Source organism: Streptomyces sp. PTL18, assembly GCF_059510295.1.
The window spans coordinates 65,061-78,423 of sequence record NZ_JCAJZO010000021.1; the positions used below are offsets into that span (position 1 = coordinate 65,061).

Sequence of the window (13,363 nt, forward strand, 5' to 3'; positions counted from 1 at the left end):
TGATGCGCCTCCGGAACGGAATTCGCAATAATTACCAGACTTTCCACCGAATACGCTGTGGGAGTTTTGTGCCGTACGTCGCCGGTTACCCGGACCTGGTGCTCGAATCCGACACTCACGGGAGGCCGGGCCGATGACGACCAGAGCCGAGCAGGAACTGCCGGAGCTGTACGGGCAGAACAAGGCGACACTGGGTCGGCTCCTCGCCCACGGGGGCCTCGGACGGGCCGAGGAGGGACCCGACGGCCGACTGCACGCCCACGTGCGGATTCCCCCCGACGAGCTGATGTGGGAGCCCTCCATCGTCGTCATGCCCCATGGGGGCGACCTGGAGATCGAGCTTTTCAACGACGACACGAACACCCACTGCGCGCTCCTGCCGAGCAACGGCGACAGCAAATGGATGTGGCTTCCGGTGTACTCGCGGGGGAAGACCGTGCTCAACCTGGACGGACCGGGTTACTACTGGTTCGGATCCAACGTCGGCAACGACGAGGGGCGCGGCCTCGTCGGGGTGATCGCCGTGCTGGGGGATGTTCCGCAGGAGGCACGTCTCGACCGCCCGGAACAGCCACGGCCGTAGGAGCCGCCGTGGAACAAGCCGCCCGATGACCGCCGGGCCGGCAAGGAGGATCCCATGGAGTACCTCGACGCGCCGCCTGCCGTCGATTTCGCCGCATTGAGCACCATGGTCGGCACCGCGCCGCCGGTGGCACAGGACGTGACCTACGAACGCATTCTCCGGGCGCGCTCGGAGCCGCAGAACTGGCTCACCTACTACGGCGCCTACGACGGGCAGCGGTACAGTCCGCTGGACCAGATCAACACCGAGACCGTCAGACACCTCACTCCCGCCTGGGTGTTCCAGTTCGGCTCGTCCGGCTTCCACGCGGGCCAGTCGACCTACGCCTTCGAGGCCGCTCCCATCGTCGTGGACGGGGTCATGTACCTCTCGGGCTGGGACGGTTGGGTCTGGGCCGTCGACGCACGGACGGGGCGGCAACTGTGGCAGTACAAGCACGCGATCCCCTTCGACGTCTCCCTCTGCTGCGGCAACGTCAACCGCGGGGTCGCGGTCGCCCACGGGAAGGTCTTCGCCACCACGCTGAACGCCCATGTGATCGCGCTCGACGCCGTCTCGGGCGAGCTCGTCTGGGACACGACGAACGGTGACGTACGGGCCGCCGAGAGCGCCACGGTCGCTCCCCTCGTCGTGAAAGACAAGATCATCGTGGGCAGCTCCGGCGGAGAGTTCGGGGTGCGCGGTCACCTCGACGCCTACTACCTGGAGACCGGAGAGCGCGCCTGGCGCACCTACACGGTGCCCAGGCCCGGCGAGCCCGGATCGGACACCTGGCCGGACGGGCCGGCCTGGGCGCGCGGCGGCGGCAACGCCTGGGTCACGGGCACCTACGACCCGGAGCTGAATCTCGTCTACTGGGGAACCGGCAATCCGGCACCCGACTTCGACGGGGCCGTCCGTGAGGGCGACAACCTCTACACCGACAGCGTCATCGCCCTTGATCCGGACAACGGCGAGATCCGCTGGCACTACCAGTGCACCCCGCACGACCTGTGGGACTACGACAGCAACATGGAGTGCATCCTCTACGACCTCGACGGGCAGAAGCTGCTGGCCCACTTCGACAAGAACGGATACCTCTTCACGCTCGACCGCAGGAACGGTGAACGGGTCCGGATCACCCCCTTCGGCGAACGCATCACCTGGGGCGAGATCGACGGCGACGGCGATGTGACGCCCAAGGTGTTCCCCGAGTAGGAGGGCGAGCCGGTCCACTTCTGGCCGGGTCCGGCCGGGGCGAAGGAGTGGACGCACGCGGCCTACAGCCCGCGCACCGAGATGTTCTACGTACCGGTCCAGGACGTCGGCTCCGAGGTCACCCTGCGCCACCGGGAGTTCAAGGAGAGCATCCCCTACTGGGGCGCGAGCGTCACGGTGGACGCCGACGACATGCAGGGCTTCGTGAAGGCCATCTCCGCCGCCACGGGCGAAGAGGTGTGGAGGTGGCGCAACGAGACGCCGATGAGCGCCTCGGCGCTGGCCACGGCGGGGGACCTGGTGTTCGTCGGCAGGCCGTCCGGCGAGTTCACCGCGTTCCACGCGCGCACCGGCGAGCCGCTGTGGGAGTTCCAGACCGGAAGCGGCCACCACAGCAGTCCCACGACCTACAGCGTCGACGGAAGGCAGTTCATAGCCGTGCCGGTCGGCTGGGGCAGCTGGATCGAGGGCATCGTCCCCGCGATGCTCGGTGCCTCGCACGGCGACGCGGTGTTCGCCTTCGCACTTCCGCAGTAGCGCACGGCCCCCGCCCGTGCCGGCGACCGAAGCCGTCAGGGAAGCGCGGGACACACGGGAGGAGGTGAGAGCCATGGACCGGGACGGCGTCATCGACCAGGCCTGCCCGGACGCGTGGGAGACGCCCGTGTTCGAGGAGATCAGCGTGTCCGCAGAGGTGACCGCCTACATGGGCGTGTGGGAACTCGACGCGGAATGACGGCCGTGCGGCGGCCGGACACCGGGAGGACGGCGGATCGACGTGTGGGTGCGGGTGCTGGGATCGGCGGCCGGGGGCGGTTTCCCGCAGTGGAACTGCGCCTGCGCGTCCTGCCGTGCGGTACGGGACGGTTCCCGGCCGTGCCGTGCGCGCACCCAGTCGTCGATCGCCGTGAGCCCGGACGGGCAGGGCTGGTTCCTGTTCAACGCCTCTCCGGACATCCGGGCGCAGATCGAGGCGTTCCCCGCCCTGCGCTCCACCGCCCCGCCGGTGGTCGTGCTCACCGACGCCGAACTCGACCACACACTGGGTCTGCTGCTGCTCCGGGAGGCGGACGGCATCGAGCTGCACGCCACCAAGGCGGTGCACGACACCCTGTACGACGGCACCTCCCTGCTGCGCACACTCATCGCCTACTGCCCGGTCACCTGGCACCCGGTCGAGCCGGAGACCGACGTCCGGCTCACGGACGGGCTGTCGTACCGGGCGTTCGACGTCCCCACGACGAAGAAGGCACGCTTCTGCTGCGACTGGGGCGAGCAGGGGCGGATCGTCGGCTACCGCCTGACCGACGAGCGCAGCGGCCGGGTGCTCGTGTACCTGCCCTGCGTGCAGGAGCTCACCCCGGAGGTGCGCGACCGGCTCGCGGGCTGCGCCTGCCTGCTGGTCGACGGCACTTGCTGGGACGACGACGAGGTGATCCGGCTCGGCAGGGGGCGCCGGACCGCGCGCCAGATGGGCCACCTGCCCATCGCCGGGCCCGGCGGCAGCCTCCAGCTGCTGTCCCCGCTCTCCGTCGAGCGCACGATCTACACCCATCTGAACAACACCAACCCCGTCCTGCTCGAGGACTCGCCCGAGCGGCGCGCCGTCGAGCGCCACGGCATGGAGGTCGCCGTGGACGGGCTGGACCTGTGGATCTGAGGACCATGGCGACGGCGACGGAAACCGACGCATTCCTGGCGGCGCTGCGCGCGCAGTCCCGCCGCTACCACGACCGGCATCCCTTCCACCGGGCGATGAACGAGGGCGCCCTGTCCCGTCGGCAGCTGCGGCATGGGCGGCCAACCGCTTCCACTACCAGGTGAACCTGCCCCGCAAGGACGCCGCGATCCTCGCCAACTGCCCCCATCGCGAGGTGCGCCGCCGCTGGATCCTGCGCATCGTCGAGCAGGACGGCACGACGGACGGTGAAGGCGGCATCGAGGCCTGGCTGCGTCTGGGCGAGGCGCTGGGGCTGCCCCGGGAGGAGATGCTGGACGAGCGGCACGTCGTGCCCGGGGTGCGGTTCGCCGTCGACGCCTACGTCACCTTCGCCCGCACCAGGCCGTGGACCGAGGCGGTGGCGTCCTCACTGACCGAGCTGTTCGCGCCGGACCTGATGGCCGAACGGCTCGCCGCGTTCGAACGCCACTATCCGTGGATCGACGGCGCGGGGCTCGCCTACTTCCGGTCCCGCCTCACCCAGGCCCCCCGCGACGCCGAGCACGCCCTGGAGGTGGTGACCGCGTACTGCGGGAGCCCGGTGGAGCGGGCGGGCGCCCTGGCCGCCCTGTCCTTCAAGTGCGACGTCCTCACCAGTGCGGTCGGCCTGACCCCCCGCCGTGCCGAACAGCTGCGGGGCGCGGGCCTGGACCATGTGCAGATCAGCGTCCAGGCCGACGAGCCGGTGCTGTCCGACCGCATCGCCCAGGCGCCGTCCTTCGCCCGCAAGACGGCCGCGGCACGGCTGGTGAAGCAGCTGGGCTGGCCCCTGACGATCAACGTGGTGCTCCACCGGCACAACATCGACCGCGTCGACCGGATCCTCGCCCTCGCCGAGGAACTGGACGCCGATCGCCTCGAGCTGGCCAACACGCAGTACTACGGCTGGGCCTGGCGCAACAGGGAGGCGCTGCTGCCCGGCACGGCCCAGCTCGAGCGCGCCGAGCCGGTGGTGCGGGCGGCACGCGAACGCCTCGGGGGCCGGATGGAGATCGTCTACGTCGTCCCCGACTACCACGACCGGTACCCGAAGCCCTGCATGGGCGGCTGGGGCCGACGGCAGCTCACCGTGGTCCCGAACGGGGACGTGCTGCCCTGCCCGCCCGCGCACGCGCTGCCGCTGCCCCGCGCCCGTGTGCGCGAGCACTCCCTGGCATGGATCTGGGAGAGCTCACCGCTGTTCCGGCGCTTCCGCGGCACGGACTGGATGCCGGAGCCCTGCCGCGGGTGCCCGCGCCGCGAGGTCGACTTCGGCGGGTGCCGCTGCCAGGCGTTCCTGCTCACCGGCGACGCCGCCCGCACCGACCCGGTGTGCCACCTGTCCCCCGACCACGGGCTCGTGACCGCGGCGGTACGGGCCGCCGACGAGAGGGCCGGTCGACGCGAGCACGTCCTCGCGCCCCGGCCGCATCCGGGCCGTCGGGGGTGAGTCCGCCGTGCCCTCGGTCCTGCTGTTCGCCGCCGGGGCGGCCCTGCTGGTGTTCAGCGCCGAGCAGCTGATCCGCCGGCTCGTGGGGATCGCGAGCGGCTTCCACATCTCCCTGTTCCTGGTCTCCGTCGTCTTCACGGGCATCGAGTTCGACGACATCTTCCTCGGTGTCGCGCTCAACCTGGAGGACCTCGGCGGGGTGGCCCTGGGCGTGGTGATCGGCACCGCGCTGTCCATGACGGGAGTCGTGCTGGCCCTCGCGGCGATCCTCACGCCCACCCGGGTCACCGTTCCGCGCGACTACGTCCTGATCTTCGCCTGCGCTCCCCTGGTGACGGTCGTGTGCGCGCTGACCGCGCCGCTCGCCGCGCTGGACGGTGTCGCGCTCCTCGGGCTGTTCGCCCTGTTCCTCGCCTATGTGGCGGTCCGGGAGTCACGGGACGACACGCCGGTCTTCCGGGACGCGGAGCTGTACGAGGCGTACTCCCCCGCCCGGGGCCCCGGGGCCGCCGCACCGGTCCGGCGGGAGGCCGACGCCTGCGCGGTCGCGGCGCGGCGGACCGGTACGGGGGCACCGCCGGGTGGCGGACTGCCGGCCCGGGTGCGTGAACGGTCCGGCTGGAGGGGGCTCTGCCTCGCCGTGCTCGCCCTGGCGGGCCTCGTCGCCGGCTCCGCGGTCACCGGCATCGGCACCAGGGGCATCCTGCGGACGTACGGGCTCGAGGGAACCGTCTTCGGCGCGACCGTCGTGACGGCGGTGCTGACCGTCGAGGACGTGTTCCTCACCGTGGAGCCGGCCCGGAAGGGGGCACCGGAGATCGGGATCGGCAACGTCATCGGAAGCGTCGTCTTCTCGGTCACGGGCAAGCTGGGCATCGTGCTGCTGGCGGGCAGCGTGGTCATCGACCGGAACGTCCTGACCTGGCACCTGCCCGCGCTGCTCGTGGTGAACGGGGTCGGAGCGTATGCCGTCTCGACCGGGCGGCTCAGACGCCGGCACGGTGTCGTGCTGCTCGCTCTGTATGTCCTGTACTGGGTCGTGAGTTTCACCGGATTCGGGATGATCCCAGCCGATACATCCTGACGGCGCCGGGTGCCGTCCCCGCCTCCCGCGACGGACGCGCCCCCCTGCCGCGTAGAGCAGAGGAAGGGATCCGTACCGGGAGGGGAGTGCTCTGTGGCAGGGCGAGTGTTCAGGCATGCGTTCGGAGGTGCGTTCAGGGGGGTCAGGGGGACCGCGGTCGCGGCGGCGGTCATGGCGGCACTCACCGCTTCGCAGGCGCCGGGCGCGGTGGCGGCCCGGGCCTCGGAGCCCGCGCGGCCGGACGCCCCCGCCGGGCACGGGCCGAGCGTCTCCGGCGACGCCCCGTACCGCACCGAGCTGCCACCGCTGCGCGCCGGGAAGCCGGACCCCCGGGGCGGCCGGTCGGTGGTGGGCGGGGCGTTGCCCGCGACGGTGTTCGCCGCCTACCGGCGCGCCGAGGCGGAGCTGGCGCGCACCGCACCCGGATGCCATCTGCGCCGGCAGCTGCTGGCCGCGATCGGGCAGGTGGAGTCCGGGCAGGCGGAGGGTGGCCGGGTGCGGGCGGACGGTACGACGGTGACGCCGATCCTGGGACCGCGGCTGGCCGGTGGCCCCTACGCCGTCGTACGCGACACCGACGGGGGCGCCTACGACGGGGACCCGGTGTACGACCGCGCGGTCGGGCCGATGCAGTTCATCCCCTCCACCTGGGCCCGGTGGGGCGCGGACGGCAACGGCGACGGGCGGGACGACCCGGACAACGTCTTCGACGCGGCGCTCGCCGCGGGCCGCTACCTGTGCGCGGGCGGCCGGGACCTGTCGGACCCCGCGCAACTGGACCGGGCGATCCTGGGCTACAACGACTCCCAGGAGTATCTGCGGACGGTCAGGGCCTGGTACGCGTACTTTCTGCAGGGGTACCGGGTGGTGCCGGACCTGCCCGGGGGCGCCGCCGCGCCGCACGGCCCGAAGCCGTCCCGGAAGGGCACCGCGGCGCACCCCTCGCCGAAGCCGTCGGGCCACGGCCCGGGCTCGGCACCGTCCCCGGCCCCGTCGGCCACGGTGTCCCGGCCCTCCCCCACCCCGTCGTCCAGCCCCGAGCCGGGCGCGCCGCAGCCGACGGACGCGCCGTCACTGCCCGTGCCCATCCCGAGCATCGGGCTGCCCGGCTCGGGGCTGCTGCCAGTGGGGGGCCGCTGACCAGCAACGGTGCGGACACGATGGGCTCCGCCCCCTCCCCAACCGCGGATACCGGGCGGTAATGTCGCCACCCGCCGGGTGCACAGGACCGGCGGGTGAGCGCGAAGGGGCCCTCATGGCGACGGACATGCCTGCCGAGACAGGGGCGGCCGGGGATGCGGAGACGCAGGCGGCCCAGGACCGGTGGAAGCGTATGTGGAGCCACCGGGAGCACCTGCTGAAAGTGGCTCGGCGCCGGTCGATGAGCATGGAGGACGCCGAGGACGCGGTGCACGAGGCGATGCTGCGTGCCGCGGAGCGCCCGGACCTCGACGACGAGCGCCTCGTCGCCTGGCTGACCACGGTGACCATGCGGCTGTGCGTGGACCGGTACCGCCAGGTCAACCGGGAGGCCTGGGTGCGCACCAGCCCCACGCTCCTCACACCGGGTCCGGTGCCCGTCGACGAGGCGGTGTGCGACCGGGCCGAGGCCCGGTGGCTGGCCGTGCGCAGCGGGGAGCTGCCGGCACGCCAGGCGGAGGCCCTGCGGCTGAAGTCCGAGGACCTGGACGTGGGCCAGGTCGCCGTGCGGATGGGCCTGAGCTACCGGACCGTCGAGTCGCTGCTGGCGCGGGCCCGGCGGACGCTGCGCGCGTCGCTGGCCGGGACGCTCGGCGTCGCACTGTTCCTGATCGGGCGCGGGCGGCCGCGCGGAGCCGGGGCCGGGAAGGCACAGGTGGTGGCGGTCACCTCGACGGCGGCCACGCTGGTGGTGGCGGGATTCGTCCTCCCACAGGCGCTGGGCGGGGGCGCCACCGACACGCCGGTCCCGCACCCGGCCGTGTCGCAGAGCGCCGAGGTCCTCCGCACGGGCAGCACCGACAGCACGGACCGGCTCGGTACGCCAGGGACGCGCACAGCCGCGTCAGCCGCGCACACGACGCCGACCGGCCCGGAGACGGCCCGCACACCGGGCACGAACGCACCGCTGCCCCTGTCCGTGCCGTCCCTGCCGGAGGTCTCGTCGGCCCCGCTTCCGGGGTTGCCGGCGCCCGGGGTACCCGGCGTGTCCGCGGTGCCCACGGTGCCGGAGCTGCCCGTCCCCTCCGACGCGCCGTCGCTTCCGTCGATGCCGGGCACTCCCCCCGTACCGTCGGCCTCGCTGACCGTGCCCGCCCCGAGCACGCCTTCCGTGACGCTGCCGTAGCGGTCGTCGACGCCGCTGCCGTGGGTCCCGCCCACGGAGGCTTCCGGCAGGCCCCGTCCACACGTCCGAAAAAACCTCCGCTTCCGAGCGACGGACCCCCCGCCCCCGGCCGTAGAGCAGATGTCGGAGCTGCTCACGCGGGCGAAGGGTGGAGCGCGGATGGGTGTCGAGATCTGTGTGGAGGGGCTGACCAAGTCCTTCGGGCACCAGGTCATCTGGCAGGACGTCTCGCTGACGCTGCCCGCCGGGGAGGTCTCGGTGATGCTCGGCCCCTCGGGGACGGGCAAGTCCGTGTTCCTCAAGACACTCGTCGGGCTGCTCAGACCCGACCGCGGCTCGGTCCAGGTCGCGGGCCGGGACATCACCAGGCTGCGCGAGCACGAGCTGTACGAGGTCCGGAAGCTGTTCGGCGTGCTGTTCCAGGACGGCGCGCTGTTCGGCTCGATGAACCTCTACGACAACATCGCCTTCCCGCTGCGCGAGCACACCCGCAGGTCCGAGGCCGAGATCCGGCGGATCGTGCTGGAGAAGATGGACATGGTCGGCCTGCTCGGCGCCGAGGGGAAGCTGCCCGGTGAGATCTCCGGCGGTATGCGCAAGCGGGCCGGACTCGCCCGGGCGCTGGTGCTCGACCCGGAGATCATCCTGTTCGACGAGCCGGACTCGGGTCTGGACCCGGTGCGCGTGGCCTATCTCAACCAGCTCATCGTCGACCTCAACGCGCAGACCGGCGCCACGTTCCTCATCGTCACCCACGACATCGCCTCGGCCCGCCAGGTCCCCGACAACATCGGGCTGCTGTTCCGGCGCGAACTGGTGATGTTCGGGCCGCGGGAGGAGCTGCTGACCAGCGACGAGCCGGTGGTGCGCCAGTTCCTCAACGGCCGGATGCAGGGGCCCATCGGCATGGCGGAGGAGAAGGACGCCGCCCAGGTGGAGCAGGAGCTGGCCCAACTGGGCGACAGCACCCCCCAGGAGCTGACTCCCCGGCTGCTGCCGGGCCCGGGCATCGCCCGCCCGCCCCGCTGGGAGGCCATCGCCAGGCGTGAGGCCGCACTGAACCGGAAGGAGGCGGCCGACGCATGAGCCTGTCCCCCACCGCGCCGCTGCGCCACTCGGGCAACCTGTTCGCGCTGGCCCTGGACGTCGCGCGGACGCTGCCCCGACGGCCGTTCCAGGGGCGGGAGTTCATCCAGCAGGCGTGGTTCGTCGCGAGCGTCACCATTCTGCCCACGGCACTCGTGTCGATCCCCTTCGGGGCGGTCATCGCCCTGCAGATCGGCAGCCTGACGCGGCAGCTCGGCGCGCAGTCGTTCTCCGGTGCGGCCTCCGTGCTGGCGGTGCTGCGCGAGGCGTCGCCGATCGTCACCGCGCTGCTGATCGCGGGCGCGGGCGGCACCGCGATCTGCGCGGACCTCGGGGCGCGCAAGATCCGTGAGGAGATCGACGCGATGCAGGTGCTCGGCATCGACCCGATCCACCGGCTCGTCGTGCCCCGGGTGCTGGCCTCCATGGTGGTCGCCGTCCTGCTCAACGGCCTGGTGTCGGTCGTCGGTGTCGCCGGCGGCTACTTCTTCAACGTCGTCCTCCAGAACGGCACACCGGGCGCCTACCTGGCGTCCTTCACCACCCTCGCCCAGCTCTCCGACCTGTGGGCGGCCGAGGTGAAGGCGCTGGTGTTCGGGGCGATCGCCGCGATCGTCGCCTCCTACAAGGGGCTCAACGCGAAAGGCGGCCCGAAGGGCGTCGGGGACGCCGTCAACCAGTCGGTGGTGATCACCTTCATGTTGCTGTTCGTGACGAACTTCGTGATGACCGCGGTGTACTTCCAGGTCGTCCCGCAGAGGGGTTAGCGATGCGGCTTTTCCAACGCCCCCTGCGTTCCCTGGAGGACCTGGGCACCCAACTCTCCTTCTACGGCCGCTCCCTGGCATGGACGGGCCGCACCCTGCGCCGCTACAAGAAGGAGATCCTGCGGCTGCTCGCCGAGGTGAGCTTCGGCCGGGGCGCGCTCGCCGTCGTCGGCGGCACGGTCGGGGTGATCGCCTTCATGTCGTTCTTCACCGGCACCGAGGTGGGCCTGCAGGGCTATGCCGCCCTCAACCAGCTCGGCACCTCCAACTTCGTGGCGTTCCTGTCGGCGTACTTCAACACCCGGGAGATCGCCCCGCTGGTGGCCGGGCTCGCCCTGTCGGCGACGGTCGGCGCGGGCTTCACGGCGCAGCTCGGCGCGATGCGGATCAGCGAGGAGACCGACGCGCTCGAGGTGATGGGCGTGCCCTCACTGCCCTTCCTGATGACGACCCGGATGATCGCCGGGTTCGTCGCCGTGATCCCGCTGTACGTGATCGGGCTGCTGTCGTCGTACCTGGCGGCCCGCACCATCACGACCGGCTACTACGGGCAGTCGACGGGCACGTACGACCACTACTTCCACCAGTACCTGCCGCCCGTGGACGTGTTCTGGTCGTTCGGCAAGGTGATCGTCTTCGCCGTGCTGATCGTCCTGGTGCACTGCTACTACGGCTACCACGCGAGCGGCGGACCGGCCGGGGTCGGGGTCGCGGTGGGCCGTGCGGTGCGCACCTCCATCGTGGCGATCAACGTCCTGGACTTCTTCCTCAGCCTCGCCATCTGGGGCGCCAACACGACCGTACGGATCGCGGGGTGAGCCGGTGCGAGCACTGAGACTGAGAGCGTACGGCGTCGCGTTCATCGCCGTGCTGGCGCTGCTGCTGTCCCTCGCGGTGGCGGTCTACCAGCAGGCGTTCACCTCCGTGGTGCGGGTGACGCTGCAGGCCGGCAGCCTCGGCAACCAGCTGGAGCCGCGCGCCGACGTCAAGCTGCGCGGGCTGCTGGTGGGTGAGGTGAGGGCGGTGCACGCGGACGGCACGAAGGCGACGCTCGACCTCGCCCTCAAGCCGCAGTACGTGTCGTTCATCCCGTCCGACGTGCACGCCCGGCTGCTGCCCAAGACGCTGTTCGGCGAGAAGTACGTCGACCTGGTGCCGTCCGCCCGTTCCACGGCTCGGCCCATCCGCGCCGGCGACGTCATCACCCAGGACCGCACGAAGGTCGGGATCGAGCTGCAGCAGCTGATGAACGACCTGCTGCCGCTGCTGCGCACCATCCGGCCCGGCGAACTCGACGCCACGCTCTCGGCGTTCGCCACGGCACTGGAGGGCCGGGGTGACCGGATCGGTGACAACCTGACCCGGGTGGAGGCGTATCTGCGCCGCCTGAACCCCCATCTGCCGTCCCTGCAGCAGGACATCTCGCGTCTCGCGGACGTCGCCCAGGTGTACGGGGACGCGGCACCCGATCTGATGGCGATCCTGCGCAACACCGTGACCACCAGCCGCACCCTCGTCGAGAAGAGGGACCAGCTCGCCGCGGCGCTCCGCACCACCGCGACCGTCGCGGGCACCGGACGGGACTTCTTCGACGAGAACGGCGACCGGCTGATCACCCTCGGCCGGGTCTCCCGTCCCACGCTGGACCTCTTCGCCCGCTACTCCCCCGAGTACCCCTGCCTGTTGAAGGGCCTGGTGCACCAGGAGCAGGCGTCCGAGGACGCGTTCCGGGGCGGCGAGATGCGGATCACCCTCGAAGTCGTCCGTCCGCAGGGCGCGTACAGCCCCGGCGAGGAGCCGCGCTACGCGGACCGGTCGGGGCCCGACTGCCGGGGCCTGCCCGATCCGCCGGTGCCCGGGCCGAAACCCAAGCTCAACGACGGCACGTCGTCCGGCGGTTCGGACGGCGGCGCTCTTCCCGGAGGTACCGACGTGTCCGCCACCCGGGCCGAACAGCGGGCCGTCGGCTCGCTCGTGGCCCCCGTCATGGGCGTGCCCGCCGATCAGGTGCCGCCCGTCGCGACCCTGCTGTTCGGGCCGCTGGCCCGCGGAACGGCGGTGAGCGTGGCATGAGGACGTCAGGAGCCCGGCAGACCGCGGCACCGCTGATCAAGTTCGGCCTGTTCGCGCTGGTCACCATCGCGGCGACGGCCCTGCTCGCGGCCACCGTCGTGGGCGTCTCCCTCACTCCCAAGGACACCTACCACGCGGTGTTCAGCGACGTCACCGGCCTGGAGAACGGCGACGACATCCGGGTGGCCGGGGTGCGGGTCGGCCAGGTCGAGGGCATCCGGATCAAGGACCGGACGCTGGCCGAGGTCACCTTCACCGTGGAGGCGGACCGTCCGTTGCTCACCAGCACCCACGCGGTCGTCCGCTACCGGAACCTGGTCGGTCAGCGGTACGTCGCGCTGACCGAGGGTGCGGGCGACGGCACCCGGCTTCGGCCCGGCGGCACCATTCCGCTGTCCCGGACCCAGCCGGCACTGGACCTCAACGCGCTGCTGAACGGCTTCAAGCCGCTGTTCGCCGCGCTCAGCCCGGACGACGTCAACCAGCTCGCCACGGAGATCATCCAGACCCTGCAGGGCGAGGGCTCCACCGTGAACAGCATGCTCGCGCACACGGCGTCGCTCACCACGACCCTCGCCGACCGGGACCAGCTGATCGGCTCCGTGATCGACAACCTCAACACCGTGCTGGACACGCTCGACAAGCGGGGCGCGCGCTTCTCCGGGCTGATCACACAGCTGCGGCGGGTGATCTCCGGGCTGTCCGCCGACCGCAAGCCCATCGGGGACTCGCTGGTGGGCATCGGCGACCTCACCGAGGCCACCTCGGGGCTGCTGCGGGACGCGCGTCCCCCGCTGAAGGACGACATCGCCGGGCTGGACCGGCTCACCGGAACGCTGAACAGGAACGAGAAGACGGTGGAGGGTGTGCTGCAGCGGCTGCCGAACAAGCTGAACGCGCTGACGGGGACGGCGTCGTACGGCTCGTGGTTCAACTTCTACCTCTGCGACTTCGACGGGCGGATCGTGCTGCCGAAGACGAAGCAGGTCATCACCCCCGACTTCCATGTGGCGCAGGCGAGGTGCGGCGCATGAGGACACCCGCCACGCCCCGAAGGCCCCGGCGCCCCGAGCCCCTGGTGAAGGTGCGGGTCCTGCC

Annotated in this window: 14 protein-coding genes; all 14 read left to right on the top strand. The window is 71.6% G+C overall.

Features of this window, described 5'->3' with window-relative positions; genetic code table 11:
* The first annotated feature begins 133 nt into the window (after positions 1-133).
* The 14 genes from AC5WS8_RS29975 (at position 134) to AC5WS8_RS30040 (ending at position 13,299) form a co-directional block, all read left to right on the top strand.
* Entirely contained in the window at positions 134-583 is a 450-nt protein-coding gene (locus tag AC5WS8_RS29975) for an MSMEG_3727 family PQQ-associated protein (RefSeq protein WP_496106634.1), read from the top strand.
* A gap of 54 nt (positions 584-637) precedes the next feature.
* Positions 638-1,780 carry an outer membrane protein assembly factor BamB family protein gene (locus tag AC5WS8_RS29980; RefSeq protein ID WP_496106635.1) on the top strand — a complete coding sequence of 381 codons (1,143 nt, stop codon included), beginning with the start codon at positions 638-640 and terminating at the stop codon, positions 1,778-1,780.
* Positions 1,781-1,861: 81 nt separating this feature from the next.
* Positions 1,862-2,317, top strand: coding sequence for an outer membrane protein assembly factor BamB family protein (locus AC5WS8_RS29985; protein WP_496106636.1), 456 nt, complete (start codon positions 1,862-1,864; stop codon positions 2,315-2,317).
* 73 nt (positions 2,318-2,390) lie between these two features.
* Positions 2,391-2,516: a pyrroloquinoline quinone precursor peptide PqqA gene (gene pqqA / locus AC5WS8_RS29990; RefSeq protein WP_496106637.1), complete on the top strand. Its 126-nt coding sequence runs from the start codon at positions 2,391-2,393 to the stop codon at positions 2,514-2,516.
* 48 nt (positions 2,517-2,564) lie between these two features.
* Complete coding sequence (gene pqqB / locus AC5WS8_RS29995) at positions 2,565-3,440, top strand: pyrroloquinoline quinone biosynthesis protein PqqB (protein ID WP_496106638.1); 876 nt, start codon at positions 2,565-2,567, stop codon at positions 3,438-3,440.
* A 160-nt stretch (positions 3,441-3,600) separates the two neighbouring features.
* On the top strand, positions 3,601-4,929 hold the full coding sequence (locus tag AC5WS8_RS30000; RefSeq protein WP_496106639.1) for a thiaminase II/PqqC family protein: 1,329 nt from the start codon (positions 3,601-3,603) through the stop codon (positions 4,927-4,929).
* 7 nt (positions 4,930-4,936) lie between these two features.
* Positions 4,937-6,013: a sodium:calcium antiporter gene (locus tag AC5WS8_RS30005; protein WP_496106640.1), complete on the top strand. Its 1,077-nt coding sequence runs from the start codon at positions 4,937-4,939 to the stop codon at positions 6,011-6,013.
* 171 nt (positions 6,014-6,184) lie between these two features.
* A complete protein-coding gene (locus tag AC5WS8_RS30010; RefSeq protein WP_496106641.1) occupies positions 6,185-7,153 on the top strand; it encodes a lytic transglycosylase domain-containing protein in 969 nt (322 codons plus the stop codon).
* Between the two features lie 115 nt (positions 7,154-7,268).
* Entirely contained in the window at positions 7,269-8,339 is a 1,071-nt protein-coding gene (locus AC5WS8_RS30015) for an RNA polymerase sigma factor (RefSeq protein WP_496106642.1), read from the top strand.
* Positions 8,340-8,498: 159 nt separating this feature from the next.
* On the top strand, positions 8,499-9,425 hold the full coding sequence (locus tag AC5WS8_RS30020; RefSeq protein ID WP_496106643.1) for an ABC transporter ATP-binding protein: 927 nt from the start codon (positions 8,499-8,501) through the stop codon (positions 9,423-9,425).
* A complete protein-coding gene (locus AC5WS8_RS30025) occupies positions 9,422-10,192 on the top strand; it encodes an MlaE family ABC transporter permease (protein WP_496106644.1) in 771 nt (256 codons plus the stop codon). Before AC5WS8_RS30020 ends, AC5WS8_RS30025 begins: the two co-directional genes overlap by 4 nt.
* A 2-nt stretch (positions 10,193-10,194) precedes the next feature.
* Positions 10,195-11,010 carry an MlaE family ABC transporter permease gene (locus AC5WS8_RS30030; protein ID WP_496106645.1) on the top strand — a complete coding sequence of 272 codons (816 nt, stop codon included), beginning with the start codon at positions 10,195-10,197 and terminating at the stop codon, positions 11,008-11,010.
* A gap of 4 nt (positions 11,011-11,014) precedes the next feature.
* Complete coding sequence (locus AC5WS8_RS30035; protein WP_496106646.1) at positions 11,015-12,265, top strand: MCE family protein; 1,251 nt, start codon at positions 11,015-11,017, stop codon at positions 12,263-12,265.
* Entirely contained in the window at positions 12,262-13,299 is a 1,038-nt protein-coding gene (locus AC5WS8_RS30040; RefSeq protein ID WP_496106647.1) for an MCE family protein, read from the top strand. Before AC5WS8_RS30035 ends, AC5WS8_RS30040 begins: the two co-directional genes overlap by 4 nt.
* The last annotated feature ends 64 nt before the right edge of the window (positions 13,300-13,363 follow it).